The organism is Flavobacterium frigoris (genome assembly GCF_900111075.1).
Taxonomy (GTDB): Bacteria; Bacteroidota; Bacteroidia; order Flavobacteriales; family Flavobacteriaceae; genus Flavobacterium; species Flavobacterium frigoris.
In genome coordinates this window covers 555,922-574,260 of record NZ_FOFZ01000001.1, presented here as the reverse complement: position 1 = coordinate 574,260, position 18,339 = coordinate 555,922, and the positions used below count along the sequence as shown (strand labels likewise).

Annotated in this window: 15 protein-coding genes; 14 read left to right on the top strand and 1 reads right to left on the bottom strand. The window is 35.4% G+C overall.

What is annotated here, in order from left to right; all coding sequences use genetic code 11:
• The first annotated feature begins 50 nt into the window (after positions 1 to 50).
• The 6 genes from BMW63_RS02430 (at position 51) to BMW63_RS02405 (ending at position 9,073) form a co-directional block, all read left to right on the top strand.
• The gene (locus BMW63_RS02430; protein WP_074720853.1) at positions 51 to 2,366 is read left to right on the top strand and encodes a glycoside hydrolase family 65 protein; all 2,316 of its coding nucleotides are present in this window, start codon (positions 51 to 53) and stop codon (positions 2,364 to 2,366) included.
• A 214-nt stretch (positions 2,367 to 2,580) separates the two neighbouring features.
• Entirely contained in the window at positions 2,581 to 4,458 is a 1,878-nt protein-coding gene (locus BMW63_RS02425) for a glycoside hydrolase family 13 protein (RefSeq protein ID WP_074720851.1), read from the top strand.
• Positions 4,459 to 4,511: 53 nt separating this feature from the next.
• Positions 4,512 to 6,176: an alpha-amylase family glycosyl hydrolase gene (locus tag BMW63_RS02420; RefSeq protein WP_074720849.1), complete on the top strand. Its 1,665-nt coding sequence runs from the start codon at positions 4,512 to 4,514 to the stop codon at positions 6,174 to 6,176.
• An 82-nt stretch (positions 6,177 to 6,258) separates the two neighbouring features.
• The gene (locus BMW63_RS02415) at positions 6,259 to 6,936 is read left to right on the top strand and encodes a glycerophosphodiester phosphodiesterase (RefSeq protein ID WP_074720847.1); all 678 of its coding nucleotides are present in this window, start codon (positions 6,259 to 6,261) and stop codon (positions 6,934 to 6,936) included.
• Complete coding sequence (locus BMW63_RS02410) at positions 6,933 to 8,141, top strand: BaiN/RdsA family NAD(P)/FAD-dependent oxidoreductase (protein ID WP_074720845.1); 1,209 nt, start codon at positions 6,933 to 6,935, stop codon at positions 8,139 to 8,141. Before BMW63_RS02415 ends, BMW63_RS02410 begins: the two co-directional genes overlap by 4 nt.
• Before the next feature lie 188 nt (positions 8,142 to 8,329).
• Positions 8,330 to 9,073 (top strand): peptidase associated/transthyretin-like domain-containing protein, encoded by a 744-nt coding sequence (locus tag BMW63_RS02405; protein WP_074720843.1) that lies wholly within the window; start codon positions 8,330 to 8,332, stop codon positions 9,071 to 9,073.
• Between the two features lie 37 nt (positions 9,074 to 9,110).
• Here BMW63_RS02405 and BMW63_RS02400 read toward each other — a convergent pair whose 3' ends face one another.
• Entirely contained in the window at positions 9,111 to 9,587 is a 477-nt protein-coding gene (locus tag BMW63_RS02400; protein ID WP_074720841.1) for a TspO/MBR family protein, read from the bottom strand.
• A gap of 110 nt (positions 9,588 to 9,697) precedes the next feature.
• On the opposite strand from BMW63_RS02400, the gene BMW63_RS02395 reads away from it, so the two are divergent.
• The 8 genes from BMW63_RS02395 to BMW63_RS02360 all read left to right on the top strand — a co-directional run bounded on the left by BMW63_RS02395 (position 9,698) and on the right by BMW63_RS02360 (position 18,267).
• Complete coding sequence (locus BMW63_RS02395; protein ID WP_074720839.1) at positions 9,698 to 10,801, top strand: diphosphomevalonate decarboxylase; 1,104 nt, start codon at positions 9,698 to 9,700, stop codon at positions 10,799 to 10,801.
• A gap of 42 nt (positions 10,802 to 10,843) precedes the next feature.
• Positions 10,844 to 11,038, top strand: coding sequence for a hypothetical protein (locus BMW63_RS02390; RefSeq protein ID WP_074720837.1), 195 nt, complete (start codon positions 10,844 to 10,846; stop codon positions 11,036 to 11,038).
• Between the two features lie 51 nt (positions 11,039 to 11,089).
• The gene (locus tag BMW63_RS02385) at positions 11,090 to 12,028 is read left to right on the top strand and encodes a mevalonate kinase family protein (protein ID WP_074720835.1); all 939 of its coding nucleotides are present in this window, start codon (positions 11,090 to 11,092) and stop codon (positions 12,026 to 12,028) included.
• 72 nt (positions 12,029 to 12,100) lie between these two features.
• Positions 12,101 to 13,057 carry a geranylgeranylglycerol-phosphate geranylgeranyltransferase gene (locus BMW63_RS02380; RefSeq protein ID WP_074720833.1) on the top strand — a complete coding sequence of 319 codons (957 nt, stop codon included), beginning with the start codon at positions 12,101 to 12,103 and terminating at the stop codon, positions 13,055 to 13,057.
• Between the two features lie 249 nt (positions 13,058 to 13,306).
• Entirely contained in the window at positions 13,307 to 14,215 is a 909-nt protein-coding gene (locus BMW63_RS02375) for a pseudouridine synthase (protein WP_074720831.1), read from the top strand.
• An 80-nt stretch (positions 14,216 to 14,295) separates the two neighbouring features.
• Positions 14,296 to 14,658: a nuclear transport factor 2 family protein gene (locus tag BMW63_RS02370; protein ID WP_074720829.1), complete on the top strand. Its 363-nt coding sequence runs from the start codon at positions 14,296 to 14,298 to the stop codon at positions 14,656 to 14,658.
• Between the two features lie 319 nt (positions 14,659 to 14,977).
• Positions 14,978 to 17,245 (top strand): glycoside hydrolase family 3 N-terminal domain-containing protein, encoded by a 2,268-nt coding sequence (locus tag BMW63_RS02365; RefSeq protein ID WP_074720827.1) that lies wholly within the window; start codon positions 14,978 to 14,980, stop codon positions 17,243 to 17,245.
• A 158-nt stretch (positions 17,246 to 17,403) separates the two neighbouring features.
• A complete protein-coding gene (locus BMW63_RS02360; RefSeq protein WP_245744841.1) occupies positions 17,404 to 18,267 on the top strand; it encodes a c-type cytochrome in 864 nt (287 codons plus the stop codon).
• Positions 18,268 to 18,339 lie beyond the last annotated feature (72 nt).

Genomic DNA, 18,339 nt, shown 5'->3' with positions numbered 1-18,339 from the left:
AGCATAAATACCGCACTCTTTAAATTTTTGAACCTTTAAAATATAAAATAATGAACCAAGATTACATAAAACCAGACAATTGGTCCATCATTGAAGAAGGATTTGATGTAGAAAGCATAAAGTCATCGGAAAGTCTTTTTAGCATTGGTAATGGTGCTATGGGGCAACGCGCCAATTTTGAAGAAAATTATACCGGTGAAACCTTTCAGGGAAGTTACATCGCAGGAATATATTATCCGGATAAAACCAAAGTGGGATGGTGGAAAAATGGCTATCCAGAATATTTTGCCAAAGTTTTAAATGCGCCAAACTGGATTGGAATCGATATTGAAATAAATGGTGAAAACTTAGATTTAAATACCTGTACAGCCGTTACAAACTTTCGTCGCGAACTGAATATGAAAGAAGGTTGGTACAACCGTTCTTTTGAAGCAACTCTTAAAAATGGCACCCAAATCGCGGTCAATATTCGTCGTTTCCTTTCAATCGTTTTAGACGAAGTAGGAATCATAAACTATGAAATTACTCCTTTAAATAAGGATACAAAAATAATTTACAAACCCTATATTGATGCAGGAGTAACCAATGAAGACGCTAACTGGGATGAAAAATTCTGGGAACCTCTTGAAGTGAAAAAATCAGGAAATGAAGGTTTTGTAACCGCTCAGACTTTCAAAACGCATTTTGAGGTCACTACTTTCATGCAAAACAGCATTTTAGAAAATGGGGTAAACGTTCATATTTCGCCATCATCAATCGATACCACTTCAGATAAAATTCAGTTTGAATATGATGTCATTGTAGGAAAAGGTCAAAAATCATCTATCCAAAAAATTGGAGGACACACTGTTTCTTTAAATCATAAAAACACACTTTCTGCTGCTGAAAAAGCAATACAATCTGCTTTAGCTTTAGGCTATGCACAATTATTAGAAGACCAAAAAGAAGCTTGGTCAAAAATCTGGGAGATGTCTGATATTACCATTGATGGTGACGTAAAAGCACAACAAGGAATTCGTTTTAATATTTTTCAACTAAACCAAACCTATTTAGGAAAAGACAGCCGATTGAACATTGGACCAAAAGGATTTACTGGTGAAAAGTACGGAGGATCTACTTACTGGGACACTGAGGCTTATTGCATTCCGTTTTATATGGCTACAAAAGACCAACAAGTAGCACGTAATTTATTGACCTACCGTTACAATCACCTTGAAAAGGCAATTGAAAATGCTCAAAATAATCTTGGTTTTAAAAACGGAGCTGCGCTATATCCAATGGTTACCATGAATGGGGAAGAATGCCATAATGAATGGGAAATCACACATGAAGAAATTCACAGAAACGGTGCAATCGCTTTTGCTATTTTTAACTATTATCGCTTTACTGGAGATTACTCTTATATTCCCGAAAAAGGATTGGAAGTATTAATTGGAATTGCACGCTTCTGGCATCAAAGAGCTAATTTTTCGAAAGACAAAAACCAATATGTAATCTTAGGAGTTACAGGACCCAATGAATATGAAAATAACGTAAACAATAATTTCTACACTAATTATATTGCAAAATGGTGTATTGACTATACCTACGAACAAATTCAGAAGGTTTCATTGGAATTCCCTTCTGATCACAAAAGAATTATCGAAAAAACAAAACTCGCCGACTCAGAACTACAGCAATGGAAAGCAGTGGCTGATAACATGTACTTTCCAGTTTCTGAAGCCTTAGACATATACTTACAACAAGACGGTTTTTTAGATAAAGATTTAGTTCCAGTAAAAGATATGGATCCCGCACAACGTCCAATTAACCAAAAATGGTCTTGGGACCGAGTACTGCGTTCCCCATATATCAAACAAGCTGATGTTTTGCAGTGCTTTTATTTCTTTGAAGAGGATTTCACTAAAGAAGAATTGAAACGCAACTTCGAATTTTACGAATCCTTTACCGTTCATGAAAGTTCACTTTCTCCCTGTGTACATTCTATACAAGCCGCCTCATTAGACAAGATGGACATGGCTTATACATTCTACTTAAGAACCTCCCGTTTAGATTTAGATGACTATAACAAAGAAGTGGAAGAAGGCTGCCACATCACGTCAATGGCTGGAACCTGGATGAGTATTGTTGAAGGTTTTGGCGGAATGCGCGTGAAAAATGACACCCTTTCTTTTTCTCCAAAAATTCCAAAACAATGGGAAGGCTATTCCTTTAAAATCAATTTTAGAAATCAAATTATAAAAGTAGCAATCACGCATATCGAAACTACTTTTTCAGTAGACGGAACTACAGACTTGGCTATTGTAGTAAATGGAAAAAATATTACCGTATCGCCAAACAGCCCGATTGCCGTAACTCAAAACTAATTGTAAAGAACTGCTAGAACACTCTTTCGATTAATTATAAACCAACTATGGTTAACACGCAATCCCAATATTCATTGGGATTGTTTAATTGATTTAAGTTGTACTTCAAGACCTGATACCAATAAAAAGAGAATAACGCAAGCACTTCAAGTAGTGACATCCACAACTTTAATTGTCTGAAAAAAATCTAATCGTAATCATTATGTGCTTAAATATGAATAAATTTACCTCGATTTCACTGGGAAACATATCTTTTTTAAAAATCATTCCCATAATCCTTTTTTTTATGTCTCTAACCATAAATGCACAAATCGATAGGGTCGAACCTCCCTTCTGGTATGCCGGAATGTATAATCCAGAAGTACAGATTATGTTTTATGGTAAAAATATAGCGCAATATGAAGTCACCGCTTCTAATTCAATTGCCATAACCGAACTGAAAAAAACGGAAAACCCGAATTACTTATTTGTTACCATTAACACTAAAAATGTTGCTGCTACCGAAATCATCTTTTCGTTCAGAAATAAAAATCAAATTGCTTTTACACACAAATACAGCTTAAAGAAAAGAAGAGAAAAATCAGCAGAGCGTAAAAGTTTTGACGCATCAGATATGATGTACCTTATCATGCCCGATCGTTTTGCTAATGGCAACCCAAAAAATGACAGCAATAGTAAAACAGTAGAAAAATACAATCGTGATCTACCCGGAGGAAGACACGGTGGAGACATTCAAGGGATAATAAAAAACTTAGATTACATTTCTTCGCTTGGAGCGACGGCCATCTGGAGCACACCTCTTTGCGAGGATAACGACAAAGCGTTTTCGTATCATACCTATGCGCAATCTGATGTCTATAAAATTGACCCTCGTTATGGCACTAATGAAGACTACGTGCGTTTGGCCTCTGAGATGCATAAAAAAGACATGAAACTAGTAATGGACTATGTTACTAATCATTGGGGAATTGAACATTGGATGATGAAAGATTTACCCACACACGACTGGATTCATCAATTTGAAAACTATACCCAAACAAATCATAAACGTTCTACGATAAGCGACATAAATGCTTCAAAAACAGACACAGAAATCTGTCTTGACGGTTGGTTTGTCACTACTATGCCTGATTTAAACCAATCAAATCCGTTGGTATTAAACTACCTCAAGCAAAATGCTATTTGGTGGATCGAATATGCAGATCTGGACGGTTTTAGAGTTGATACGTATAACTATTCTGACCCCGCTGGAATTGCTTCTTGGACAAAAGCCATAACAGATGAATACCCTAATTTCAATATTGTGGGTGAAATATGGATGCACAATCAAGCTCAAATGGCCTATTGGCAAAAAGACAGTAAAATTGGCGCGATACAAAACTACAATTCAAACCTACCCAGTGTGATGGACTTTACGCTCCACGATGCGATTAGTACTGTTTTCAATGAAGATGACGGAACTTGGGACAAAGGAATGGTAAAAGTATATGACAATTTCGCTAATGATTTTTTATATCCAAACATCAACAGTATCATGGTTTTTGCCGAAAATCATGATACAAACCGCATCAATCACGTCTATCAAAATGATTTTAGAAAATACCAAATGACCATGGCTTTAATAGCGACTGTTCGCGGCATTCCGCAACTGTACTATGGTAGCGAAATTGGTATGAGCGGCAACAAAGATAATGGGGATGCTGACATACGTCAAGATTTCCCTGGAGGCTGGTTAGGAGATGAAAACAATGCTTTTACGAAAGAAGGCCGTACTTTTGGCCAAAGTCAATATTTTGACTTTACTTCTAAACTATTCCAATGGAGAAAAACCAACGAAGCGTTACATTTTGGTAAAATGACACATTACATTCCTGAAAACAATGTCTATGTCTATTTTAGATATACGGATAACAAAACGGTTATGGTTATGATGAACAATAGCAATGACAATCAAACGATAAATACCGCCCGTTTTAAGGAAAACATAAAAGAATATACAACAGGGAAAGATATTTTAAGTGACCTGACTTTCAACATCTCCAAAGAAATTATCTTGGAACCAAAGTCGGTAGTGATTTTAGAATTAAAATAAAGCATACCAATAACCGATGTGCTAAATACATCAAAAAATTCAGTTTACCAATAATGAAAAAATATACACGCCTACTTCTACTGTTAACCCTATCCTTTTTTACGAGCTGCACGACAACGCAATCAGTATCAGTAAAAAATTCAAAGAAAAAAGTGCCCTTTGTTTGGGAAGCGGCTTCTGTGTATTTCTTAATGACGGATCGTTTCAATAATGGAGATAAATCAAATGATGTCAATTTTGACAGAACCAAAACCGCCGGAAAACTGCGTGGTTTTGAAGGAGGCGATATTAAGGGAATCACAAAAAAAATTGACGAAGGCTATTTCGATAAATTGGGAATTAATGCCATTTGGTTTACACCAATAGTGGAACAAATTCATGACGCTGTAGATGAAGGAACCGGTTTAAGCTATGCTTTTCACGGTTATTGGGCAAGAGATTGGACTGCTTTAGATCCCAACTATGGAACAAAAGCAGACTTGGCAAACTTAGTCAAAAAAGCACATGCTCACGGAATCAGGATTGTGCTGGACGGCGTAATCAATCATACCGGACCCGTTACAGAAGTTGATGTTGCATGGCCAAATTACTGGGTGCGTACCAGTCCGGTTTGTGATTATAAAAACTATCAAAACACTACGGAATGTACCTTGGTAGCTAATCTTCCAGACATTAGAACCGAGAGCACACAAAATGTTGACCTTCCTCCTTTTTTAATCGAAAAATGGAAAAAAGAAGGACGTTACGAACAGGAAACAACAGAATTAGACGCTTTCTTCAAACGAACTGGCTATCCAAAAACGCCTCGTTATTATATTATCAAATGGCTAACGGATTATATTACTGAATATGGAATTGACGGATACCGCGCCGATACAGTAAAACATACCGAAGAAAGTGTTTGGGCAGATTTCAAAACCCAAAGCGACTATGCGTTTGCCCTTTGGAAGAAAAACAATCCTACAAAAGTGCTAGACAACAATCCTTTTTACACCATCGCCGAAGTATACAATTATAATATCAGTGCCGGTAAGAATTTCGATTTTGGAGACAAAAAAGTGAACTATTTCGAAAATGGTTTTAACAACATGATCAATTTTGAGTTTAAACAGGATGCCCAAAAAGACTATGAATTTATATTCTCAAAATATTCCACAATTCTAAATGGCGAATTGAAAGGATATAGTGTTTTGAACTATTTATCATCTCATGATGACGGTAGCCCATTTGACGCTAAAAGAACTAAAAGCATCGAAGCAGCTACAAAACTCTTGCTTTCGCCAGGTGTTGCTCAAGTATATTACGGTGATGAAAGCGCCCGTTCTTTAGTAATTGAAGGAACTCAAGGTGACGCGACCTTACGATCGTTTATGAACTGGGATGCCATTAAAGTCAATTCTGAGACTAAAAAGACACTCGCTCATTGGAGAAAATTGGGGAAATTTCGTAAAAATCATCCCGCTATAGGTGCTGGTGTACACAAGGAAATCACTGCGCAACCCTATTCTTTTTCAAGAACGTATGCAAAAGGAGACTATAAAGACCAGGTCTTTGTTGGATTAGATTTGCCCATCGGTAGAAAAATACTAGAAGTATCCGCTGTATTCGCAGATGGAACCCGAGTTAGAGATGCCTATTCCAATCAAGTTGTTGAAGTCAAAAAAGGCAGAATTAAAATCAAAACTGATTATGATATTGTATTATTAGAAAAAAGATAAATCACTATAGTTAGGTAAAAAGCACGAATCGATTCTGGTTCGTGCTTTTTTATTTATGTTACCTTTGTAAAAAATCGATCAAATGCTAAAAATAGGTCATCGTGGCGCTAGAGGTTATGAACCGGAGAATACCCTTATTGGTTTCCAAAAAGCAATTGACCTACATGTGGATCGAATTGAACTGGATGTACATTTAAGTTCGGATGGTGAATTAATGGTCATTCATGACGAAACCATTGATCGAACTACCAATGGAAAAGGGGCCGTAAACCAATTCTCACTTCCAGAACTGAAACGATTCCAGATTGAAAACAACCAATGCATTCCGACTTTATCCGAAGTATTAAACCTCATCGATCAACGCTGTGATGTTAATATTGAATTGAAAAGCTATGATGCTGCAGATAAAGTAGTTGATTTAATCGCTAAATTTATTGCAGAAAAACATTGGAACTATAGCCAATTCGTGGTTTCCAGTTTTGATTGGACGGCCTTGCAACAAGTTGCTCTCTTGAATTGGGAGATACGCATTGGTGTGTTAACTGAAACGGATTTAGATCTGGCTGTGGCTTTCGCCAAATTTATTCAGGCAAAATCAATTCATCCTTATCATCATTTGTTGACCGCAGAAAATACGGCACAATTGCAGGAAAAAGGATTCGAAGTATTCCCTTGGACGGTCAACGAGCCAGAAGACATAAAAAAAATGAAATCATTTAACGTAAACGGAATCATCAGCGATTTTCCAGATAGAATATGAACCAAAATTTTGATATAATAATAGTAGGTGGTGGAGCTGCAGGTTTTTTTACGGCAATCAATATTGTAGAGAAAAACCCAAAATTAAAAGTAGCTATCCTAGAACGTGGTGCCGAAGTACTTCAAAAAGTCCGTATTTCTGGCGGAGGACGTTGTAATGTGACCCATGCCTGTTTTGAGCCCAACGAATTGGTCAAATATTACCCGCGTGGAGAGAAAGAACTTCGTGGTCCTTTCCATCAATTTTGTTCGGGAGATACCATAGAATGGTTTGAGAAACATGGCGTGGAACTTAAAATTGAAGACGACGGACGTATGTTTCCCGTTTCCAATTCGTCCCAAACTATTATCGAATGTTTTCTTACAGCAACACAAAAACTGGGAATCGAAGTTTTGACGGGACAAAGCGTACAATCTATTTTCAAGAAGGATAATCTTTGGAAAATAGAAACCCAAAACGAGAACTATATTGCCGAAAAATTAATCTTAGCAACAGGAAGCAACCCGAAAATATGGGAAATGCTACAAACTTATGGTCACGCGATTGTAAGCCCAGTCCCTTCCCTATTTACCTTCAACATTAAAGATTCACGTATAAAAGAATTACCGGGTGTAGCGGCACAAGTTACCGTGAAAGTAAAAGACACTAAACTGACTTCTACAGGCCCTCTATTGATTACACATTGGGGAATGAGCGGTCCTGCAGTTTTGAAATTATCAGCTTGGGGAGCAAGAATTTTGCATGACAAAAATTATCAGTTTACTATTTTTGTCAATTGGCTGAACGATGTTGAAACCAGCGAAGCCGAAAAAATACTGAAAGACTTAAAACAGGAACACGCTAAAAAAGCAGTTTCCAAAAAATCTCATTTTGATTTCCCAAACCGTTTGTGGGAAAGTCTAGTACTTGCCTCCGGAATTGAAGCCGAAACCAAATGGGCCGATTTATCCAAAGCGCAATTGCAAAACTTATCCAATCAGTTGACAAACGGAACTTTTCAAGTGAATGGAAAAAGCACCTTTAAAGAGGAGTTTGTAACTGCTGGCGGAATCGATTTAAAAGAAGTCAATTTTAAAACCATGGAAAGCAAATTACATGAAAATCTTTATTTTGCTGGAGAAATTGTCAATATTGATGCGATTACTGGTGGTTTTAACTTCCAAAATGCTTGGACAAGTGGGTTTATTTTGGCGAATGGGATTTAGTAATCAGCTTTCAATATTCAGTCTCATGTTATGGAAATAATAGTTACCAATCAGTTTAGTAGCTACAATCTTTTCTGTACTCTCATAATTCCAATAAAACAATCAATTAACAAGAATTTACATATTTACTAAGTTTTCTTTAAGACGAATCTAATAATTTTACTATCAAGTTATTAGATTCGAAACCTATGAAAGTAAAACTACTCAGTACACTAATTTTATTCACTTCTCAATTTAGCTTCTCACAAACAATTAAAGGTAAAGTTGTATTTAATAAATATGCAATTCCTAATGTGGAAGTCATCAATGCAAACACAAAAGCACTTACAGTTACTGATGCAAATGGGGAGTTTTCAATTATTGCAAAAACGAATGACGCGCTTGTGTTTGTATCTAAAGAACATCAGGTAAAAAAACTGATACTAAATCCTAAGCTATTCACTAATGGCGAATTAGATGTTGAGCTAATTCTAAAAGCAGAAGAATTAAACGAAGTTCTTATTACCAATATGCCATCGATAAAAATAAGTAAAGATGAAAAATGGGAACAAGACAAACTCGATCAATATACTTTAGAAAAAAATGCATCAACACCCAAAATTGTAGGTTTTAAAGATGGTACGATCGAAAACGGAATGGATTTTATGCGAATAGGCGGTATGATTTTAAGCCTCTTCAAAAAAGATAAAGGCGAAGTCAAAAAAACTGTTCCTGAAATTGAATTTTCAACAATAGCAAAAAATAGCTACGCCCAAAAATTCTATCTTGAAACCTTAAAACTACAAGCTAGTGAAATAGCGCTGTTCCTTCAGTTTTGTGAAGCAGACCCAAAATCAAAAATAGTTGCAGCAAACAACAATACGTTGAGTACGATGGATTTTTTGTTCGCTAAAAATACGGAGTTTAAAAAGTTAGCGACCTCAAAAAAATAATTTTATTATTTTGAAGTCTAAAAATAAACACCGCTTACTATCTATTCAGCCACCAAATACTTCCATTTAAAACAGCCGCAAAACTTACCCAAGCCAAATACGGTATGAATAAATAACCGGCGATTTTATTAATTTTAGAAAACTGAAGGTAGGTTTCATAAATCATCAACCATAAAATAATAATTTCCAGTCCTGCTAACATAGGGTTGTGCAAGCCAAAGAATAAATACGACCACAAAGCATTTAGCGCCAATTGTATTGCAAAAACAATAAGGGCTTTTTTTACTATTTCTTTCTCAAAATCAATACGATCCCAAACCAGTCCGGCAGCAATTCCCATCATAATAAACAGCATGCTCCATACCGGCGCAAAAATCCAATTCGGAGGGTTGAAACTTGGTTTTACCAATGTAGGATACCAGTCTAAAATGGCCGAACGAGTCGAATTTCCAGAAAAATAGCCAATCGCAAGGCAGGTAACAACAACAGTAAGTATTTTGGTAAGCTTATTCATTTTAGTTTTCTATTTGTGTCAAAAATAGTTAAACTTCGGCATATTTAAAATTAAAATCTAAACACATAGTATCATAGCAAAAAAGTATCTTTGCGTAAATTTTATATTTCATGTTGACAACAAACGATTTTATCCCTCAAGCTTATTCTCATAATATAGAAAGTGGCGAGTTCCAGTGGAGCGCTCCTAGCAATATCGCGTTGGTGAAATATTGGGGAAAAAAGGACAATCAAATTCCGGCAAATCCATCAGTAAGTTTTACCTTGAATAACTGTAAAACTATTACTACGCTGGCTTTCGCCAAAAAAGACAGTTCGACTCCGCTCACTATAACAAATGGAAAATTCTCGTTTGATTTATTTTTTGAAGGCAAACCAAAAGAAGATTTCAAGCCGAAAATCCAAAAGTTCTTAGAGCGAATCGAAATCTACTTGCCTTTCTTGAAAGAATATCATTTTACGATTGACACACAAAATACGTTCCCACATAGTTCAGGGATTGCATCTTCGGCATCTGGAATGGCGGCTTTAGCGATGAACTTAATGAGCATCGAAAAAGCGTTGAATCCTGAAATGACTGACGCTTACTTTTACCAAAAAGCATCCTTACTCGCCCGTTTGGGTTCTGGAAGTGCGTGTCGCAGCGTAAAAGGACAAGTGGTGGTTTGGGGAAATCAAGCTAATATTGAAGGAAGCTCTGATTTATACGGAGTCGAATTTCCAAATGCCATTCACGACAATTTCAAGAATTTCCAAGATACTATTCTCTTAGTCGATAAAGGCGAGAAACAAGTTTCAAGCACGGTAGGTCATGATTTGATGCACAATCATCCCTATGCCGAAAGACGATTTGCTCAAGCGCACGAAAACCTAGACAAACTGATTGCTATTTTTGAAAGCGGGAATTTGGAAGAATTCATTAAAGTGGTCGAAAGTGAAGCATTAACTTTACATGCGATGATGATGACTTCGATGCCGTATTTTATTTTAATGAAACCAAATACCTTGCAAATCATTAATGCGATTTGGAAATTCAGAAATGACACTAATATTCCGGTATGTTTTACACTTGATGCTGGAGCAAATGTCCATGTTTTGTATCCCGAAAACGTTAGCAAAAAAGTTTTGCAATTTATTAAGGACGAATTAGTTGGCTTTTGCCAAAATGGGCAGTACATTTGTGACCACATTGGAAATGGAGCGCTATCCAATTAATTCCATTTTTTTGTTTACCTTTATATCCAAAGCATTGAATATATGGATATTCCGACAGAAAAATTAGAAATAATCAAATTATTGATAGAGACTAATGACATTACTATCATTGATGCGATAAAAAATATTTTCGAATTGCATAAAAAAACGGTTTGGAATGGATTGTCTCCTGAACAAAAAGAAGAAATTGAGTTCAAGATTCTAGAAGAGAATCGAGGAGATCAAGTAGAATTATAAAAAATAATACCCAATATAATTACCAACCCCAAATTGATAATTTACCAAAATATGAAAGGACCTCTATTTTACTCAAAAATATTACTCTTTGGAGAATACGGAATTATTCGTGACTCGAAAGGGCTTTCTATCCCTTATAACTTTTATAATGGCGCATTAAAAAGAGATGAAGACCCATCCTCTGAAGCGATTGCCTCGAATGCAAGTTTGAAACGTTTTGCTGATTATCTTGAAACATTGCAGAATGAGCAATCAGAGTTGGTTACTTTTGATTTAGCTGAGCTAAAAAGTGATATTGAAACTGGAATGTATTTTGACTCTAGCATTCCGCAAGGGTACGGTGTGGGAAGTAGTGGCGCTCTCGTAGCAGCTATCTATGACAAATATGCACAGAACAAAATTACTGTTCTTGAGAATTTGACTCGCGAGAAGTTATTGCAATTAAAAAATATATTCTCTCAAATGGAAAGCTTTTTTCACGGAAAAAGCTCAGGATTAGATCCTTTAAACAGCTATTTGAGCATACCTATTTTAATCAATTCTAAGGACAACATTGAAGCGACTGGCATTCCAAATCAAATTTTGGATGGAAAAGGCGCTGTCTTTTTGTTAGATTCTGGAATTGTTGGAGAAACTGCCCCTATGGTTAGTATCTTCATGGAAAACCTGAAAGACAAAGGCTTCCGTACGATGTTAAAAAATCAGTTTGTAAAATATACTGATGCTTGTGTAGAAAACTTCCTTGGCGGAGACATGAAAGCATTGTTTATGAATACTAAAAAATTATCAAGCGTTGTTTTGAATAATTTCAAACCGATGATTCCGGAACAATTTCATGCTATATGGCAAAAAGGCATTGACACTAATGATTACTATTTAAAATTATGTGGTTCTGGCGGAGGTGGCTATATCTTAGGTTTTACCGAAGATTTAGAACGCGCTAAACTTTCCTTGAAAGACTATAAATTAGAAGTGGTGTACCAATTCTAATCAGCAATATAAAATAAATTTAAAGCTTAAAATCCCTTGTGTTTTTAAGCTTTAATCTTTTAAAAAAGTACCATGTTAAGCAGAAAGCAGAAGCTTTTAATAATGAAGATCATCAGTTTATTCTCTGTCGTAAGAGGATATAACATTCCTGTTATTATTTTGGCACAATATCTTTCGGCCATTTTTATTCTAGCTCCTGAAAAAAGAGCGCTAGCTGTCCTACTCGACTTCAACTTGTTCATTCTTGTTTTTGCCTCCTCGTTAACCATTGCTTCAGGCTATATCATCAATAATTTTTACGACAGTCGAAAAGATCTGATCAATCGTCCTAACAAGTCCATGCTGGATCGACTCGTCAGCCAAAAAACAAAACTAAACGTGTACTTTTCGCTAAATTTCATTGTAGCCATAATGGCGCTTTTTATATCATGGCGCGCTTTCTTATTCTTTTCAGCGTATATTTTCTTGATTTGGTTTTACTCCCATAAAATAAAGAGATATCCAGTAATAGGAAATCTAACTGCTGCTTTACTGGCTGTTATCCCCTTTTTTGCAATATTATTGCATTACTACAACAACCTTTCTTTTGAAGAAATCGAAAACTACAAAGGCCATTTTGCTGTTATTTTTGCACATGCCAGCTTTCTTACCCTTTTGATTCTCATACGAGAAATGATCAAAGATTTAGAGAATATAAAAGGTGACTTGGCTAATGATTATAAAACGATTCCGATTGTCTATGGCGAAATGCTTTCTAAAAAAATCATTACGGCTTTAAGTGCGCTGACCATCTTTCCAGTGTATGTGCTGATTGAAATTTATAATGTTGGGTATATGGATATTTATTTCTATGCCTGTTTGATTATCTTAATTTTCTTTGTCCTTTATTTATGGAAGTCCACTAAAAAGGAACAGTATCTGTTACTTCACAACGTACTTAAATTCTTAATTGTCTCCGGTGTCTTTTGCATTGTTCTGATTAATCCATCCGTATTATGGAGTGGAAAAAAACTCCTATTGAATATTTAGGCGAATTTCATTCTGGTAAAACCTGATTTTTCTGTTTTGCTAGCCTAGATTGAAACGGCGTCCTTTTATCTCGCTGTAAAAACGAGATAAAAGATACAGTGGAAAGCGGGACATCGAAGATTCAGCGTAGCTAAACAGCTCCAAGAAAACAAAATAAAAACTTATAAATTAGATAGTTACCGTTTTATAATTGCCATATATCGATTAGCAATAATATAAATACTATCTTTGCACAAATTATGGAATATTATGAATAATAAGGAAGGCAATAATAAAAAAAGCGGTGCTAGACCAACGAGTTCTAGACCTAGCTCTAATAAGCCAAAACCTGCGATGCAAAAAAGGGCACAAGGGCCAAAAAAAGTAAAAATAAACACTAAAGTTGCAGAAGTAGTTTCTGACAAGGTTGAAAAAAAACCGAATCAGGCACCTAAGAGACCTAAAGTTAAAGACGAAATTCGTTTGAATAAATATATCGCCAATTCTGGTGCTTGCTCCCGTCGTGATGCGGATATTTACATTCAATCTGGAAACGTAAAAGTAAATGGAATTCCTGTTATTGAAATGGGATACATGGTAAAACCAGGAGATATCGTAAATTTTGACGGAGTGCTTTTGACTCCAGAGAAAAAAGTTTACATTTTATTAAACAAACCTAAAAATTTCACGACAGCTTTTGACGAAGGTCAAGAATTTCGTAATGTTTTAGAATTAGTAAAAGGGTCTACAACTGCCAAAATTGGAGCTGTAGGAAGAATGGATAAGAACACAACTGGTCTTTTATTGTTTACAAACGATACAGACATGTTGCGTAAATTTACTTTGCCAAGCCAAAAATCATCTAAAATATATCACGTATCTTTAGACAAAAACCTAAAATTTGAAGATTTAGAAAAAATCAACAAAGGGTTAACTCTTGACGGACACCGCGTTTTTGTAGAAGACATTAGCTATATTGATGGAGAAGCTAAAAGCGAAATAGGATTGAAACTAAGATCATCAAATGTAAAAGTAGTTCGTTCTATTTTTGAACATTTTAGTTATGATGTTTTAAGAATTGATAGAGTTTCGTTTGCAGGTTTGACTAAGAAAAACTTACCAAGAGGAAACTGGAGATTGCTTACTGATCAAGAAATCATCAACTTGAAGAACGTATAATATTTCATTGACATTATTACATTAAAATCCCTTTCGTGACAAACGAAATGGGATTTTTTTTACTTTAAACCTACACAGCTATGACGCCAGAAAAATTACAATCAATCGCTTTTAAATGGTTTGAAACCTTTAATAATAAAGAATTAGAAAAGTTGTTGTCTCTTTACGATGACGATGCCGAACATTTTAGTCCAAAATTAAAAATCCACAAGCCCGAAACAAATGGTCTAGTAAAAGGGAAGGAAGCTTTACGCGAATGGTGGCAGGATGCATTTGAGCGATTCCCTAGCTTAAACTATAAAGTGACGTCGCTTACCGCAAATGGAGATCGCGTTTTTATGGAATACATAAGAACAGTAGACGGAGAAGACGAAATGCTTGTTGCTGAAGTATTAGACATAAGAGAAGACAAAATTGTTGCTTCAAGAGTATATCACGGCTAAAATTACAGCGTATTTCTTTCCCATATTTAATAGAATTGAGAGAGGCACATTACCAAAGTCCCATTCGGTTTGAACCGAATGGGACTTTTTTTTGTTTGCAAACTACTCATTACTCATACTTATGACCGAAAATGAAGTTAAATTTCTGAACACTTTAGCGGAACGAAAACGTTACACCTATATAAAATCAATGAAATCAGGGTACTAAAAATTGCTCTGTTTAAAAATAATTATACATTTAAAATCGATTGTTTAAAAATCTAATGCTTGACAACCTTTTTTTAAATGATAATGAAGCAACCAAAACACCGATCCAAAAATGAAAAAAAACATTGTATTATTATTTACTATTCTCTTGTCATCTAATTTTTTATGGAGTCAAGAAAGCAACGTTCAAGAAATAGAGATTAACCTAAAAGTATCGGAATTACTGTCTAAAATGACGCTTGAAGAGAAAGTTGGTCAAATGACACAAATGACGGTAACAAATTTTGAAGAGAAAGGAAAGCCAGGTGTTTTTGACATGGCCAAATTAAAAGAGGCTATTCAAAACTATCATATTGGGTCCATGTTAAACGTCCCTAATCCTGGCGCACCAACAATTCAGAGATGGAAAGAAGTAATCACAATAATAAATAACGAAACCAATAAAACGCGATTAAAAATCCCTGTACTTTATGGAATTGATGCGATTCATGGATCAAGCTACACAGCAGGCGCAACATTATTCCCGCAGCAAATAGGAATTGCAGCCACTTTTAATACTGCAATAGCAAAAAGAGGATCAGAAATTTCAGCTTACGAAACAAGAGCCTCCTCTATTCCATGGGTTTTTTCCCCAGACTTAGATCTGCCCAGAAATCCGGCTTGGTCGAGAATGTGGGAGTCTTTTGGTGAAGATGCTTATTTATCTTCACAAATGGGAGCTGCAATGGTCGAAGGTTTTGAAGGAAATGACGTTGGTTCAAAATATCATGTAGCATCTTGCATGAAACATTTTATAGGTTATGGAAGCACTACAACGGGAAAAGACAGAACACCAAGTATTATTCCAGAACGCGTTTTAAGACAGTTTGATTTAACGATTTACGAAACAGCAATCCAAGCAGGGGCAAAAAGTATAATGATTAGTTCTGGAGAAATAAACGGGACTCCAGTTCATGCCAGCAAACATTTAATAACAGATATTCTAAAAACCGAACTCGGATTTCAAGGCGTTGTTGTGACTGATTGGAAAGATATTATATATCTATATACAAGACATAAAGTTGCCGAAAACAATAGGGATGCTGTAAGAATATCAGTAATGGCAGGCATTGATATGAGTATGGTTCCTGAAGATTATTCTTTTTATACCGATTTACTAGATTTGGTTACTAAAGGCGAAGTACCAATGTCTCGAATTGACGATGCCGTTTCAAGAATCTTAAAAATGAAATTTGAAGTGAATTTATTTCAAAACAACATCGCTGATTTGAAAGACTATCCAAAATTTGGCTCACAGGAATTCATCGATGTTGCCTATAATGCAGCTGCAGAATCCATTACATTACTAAAAAATTCAAATGCTATTTTGCCTTTAGACAAAAGTGAAAAAATACTAGTAACGGGGCCAACAGCTAATAGCATGAAATACCTAAATGGAGGATGGTCATACAATTGGCAAGGAGAAAATTCAGATAGCTATGCAGCGGATAAATTTACTATTCTAGAAGCAATTCAAAACAAAGTAGGTAAAGCAAATGCTCTTTACACAGAAGGTGCTAATCTTGAAAAAGAAGATGACGCTGCCATTCAAAAAGCAGTAGAACTAGCTAAAGACGCCTCAAAAATAATCTTATGTTTGGGAGAAAAAAACTATACCGAAACGCCAGGAGACATCAGTAATTTATACCTGAGTTCATCACAAATAAAACTAGCTTTAGCTTTATCAAAATTAAACAAACCGATCATTTTAGTTTTAAATGAAGGAAGACCAAGACTAATAAGTGATTTTGAAGACAAAATGAGTGCTGTAATTCAATGTTATTTGCCCGGTAATGAGGGAGCAAGAGCATTAGCTGATATTCTTTACGGCGACGTGAATCCAAGCGGAAGACTGCCTTACAACTACCCTAGATACCCCAATTCATTAGAAAAATACAATCGAAAATACACGGAGAGTTTAGGAGATGAAGAGCAGAATAATGATGCTCAATATCAAAGAAGTTATTCTCCTCAGTTTGAATTTGGAACAGGTTTATCTTACACTACTTTTGAGTATTCAAATCTAACTATTGACAAATCTAAAATTAACAATACTGAATCCGTGACGATTACTGTTGAAGTAAAAAACACTGGAAAATTAACTGGAAAAGAATCCGTATTACTTTATTTATCAGACAAAGTGGCAAGTATTACACCCGAAGTAAAAACATTAAAAAGATTTGAAAAAATAAGTTTAAAACCAGGAGACAGTAAAATAGTTACATTTATACTAAATCAAAAAGACCTGCAGTTTGTAAACAATGACTTGAAATGGATTTCTGAAAAAGGAACATTTAAAATCCAAATTTCAGACCTTACCAAAGAATTTTTGTTACAGTAATTTTTCATTAAATATAACTAACGATAAAAACAAGCTTCCCAACCGGGAAGTTTGTTTTGTTGTAAACAGAAAACACATCTAAATCATCAAAAGTTAACAGAACCACTTTTTTTAAAACATTCCTTTTATTTAAGTACATTAGCAATAGCCAATTAACAATGATAAAAATAATGGGACAATTTCGATACAAAATAGTGGTCTTTGCATTATTTCTCACTCTGAGTTGCCACAAAAAGACTCAAAACACAACAGATGTTAAGACTACTACAAAAAGCGAGAATACAACATTTGCTAATGACTCATTGAGCATTGACTTAGTGGCGCTGCAAAAGCAGGGCAACCTAAAAAATACAACTTTGATAACAGTGTACGATGACCCCGTATACCACAGTACTAAAAGGTACGAAGCACTTTCTTTATCAAAATTACTGGAAACCCATACTGCGATCAAAAATCTAGAAGCTAACAAATACCAAATTATCTTTGAATGCGAAGACGGTTACAAACCGATGATGTCTTTAGAAAAATTTATTGCCGTAAAATCCTTTCTTGCGGTCAGGGACGCGGATGCACCAAAAGGCGAATTATGGTCAAAAATCATTAAAGACGGGCACGAAATGAAAGCGGCTCCATTTTACTTAGTTTATCAAGGCGTTTCCACAAAAGATACTGATCTTAAATGGCCGTATAACCTCATAAAAATACACCTCATTCCTAACAGTCAAAACATAGTATTACTATTCCCAAAAGACGATACAAAAGCTCAAGTTGGCTTTGAATTATTTAACAAAAACTGCGTCACTTGTCATGCCATAAATAAAATTGGCGGAAATATGGGGCCAGAATTAAATTACCCTAAAAGCATAACCGAGTATTGGGATACAAACCAACTAAAGGCCTTTATAAAGAATCCAGCTTCCTTTAGGGACAGAGTGAAAATGCCCACACCAGCAAACCTAAATAATAAAGAGATAGATGAAATTGTCTATTATTTAGAATATATGGCAAACCACAAGCTATAAAAAGAGCTAAAATAAATAGCACTATTGAAACATGGAAAAAACTACTCGATTAAAAAACCTTACCTATTTTAG

Coding starts and splice junctions, on each gene's coding strand:
- BMW63_RS02405 (WP_074720843.1), top strand. CDS start 8,330: ATGAAAGTAAAACTACTCAGTACACTAATTTTATTCACTTCTCAATTT.
- BMW63_RS02360 (WP_245744841.1), top strand. CDS start 17,404: ATGATAAAAATAATGGGACAATTTCGATACAAAATAGTGGTCTTTGCA.
- BMW63_RS02410 (WP_074720845.1), top strand. CDS start 6,933: ATGAACCAAAATTTTGATATAATAATAGTAGGTGGTGGAGCTGCAGGT.
- BMW63_RS02375 (WP_074720831.1), top strand. CDS start 13,307: ATGAATAATAAGGAAGGCAATAATAAAAAAAGCGGTGCTAGACCAACG.
- BMW63_RS02365 (WP_074720827.1), top strand. CDS start 14,978: ATGAAAAAAAACATTGTATTATTATTTACTATTCTCTTGTCATCTAAT.
- BMW63_RS02385 (WP_074720835.1), top strand. CDS start 11,090: ATGAAAGGACCTCTATTTTACTCAAAAATATTACTCTTTGGAGAATAC.
- BMW63_RS02425 (WP_074720851.1), top strand. CDS start 2,581: ATGAATAAATTTACCTCGATTTCACTGGGAAACATATCTTTTTTAAAA.
- BMW63_RS02370 (WP_074720829.1), top strand. CDS start 14,296: ATGACGCCAGAAAAATTACAATCAATCGCTTTTAAATGGTTTGAAACC.
- BMW63_RS02395 (WP_074720839.1), top strand. CDS start 9,698: ATGTTGACAACAAACGATTTTATCCCTCAAGCTTATTCTCATAATATA.
- BMW63_RS02390 (WP_074720837.1), top strand. CDS start 10,844: ATGGATATTCCGACAGAAAAATTAGAAATAATCAAATTATTGATAGAG.
- BMW63_RS02415 (WP_074720847.1), top strand. CDS start 6,259: ATGCTAAAAATAGGTCATCGTGGCGCTAGAGGTTATGAACCGGAGAAT.
- BMW63_RS02420 (WP_074720849.1), top strand. CDS start 4,512: ATGAAAAAATATACACGCCTACTTCTACTGTTAACCCTATCCTTTTTT.
- BMW63_RS02430 (WP_074720853.1), top strand. CDS start 51: ATGAACCAAGATTACATAAAACCAGACAATTGGTCCATCATTGAAGAA.
- BMW63_RS02380 (WP_074720833.1), top strand. CDS start 12,101: ATGTTAAGCAGAAAGCAGAAGCTTTTAATAATGAAGATCATCAGTTTA.
- BMW63_RS02400 (WP_074720841.1), bottom strand. CDS start 9,587: ATGAATAAGCTTACCAAAATACTTACTGTTGTTGTTACCTGCCTTGCG.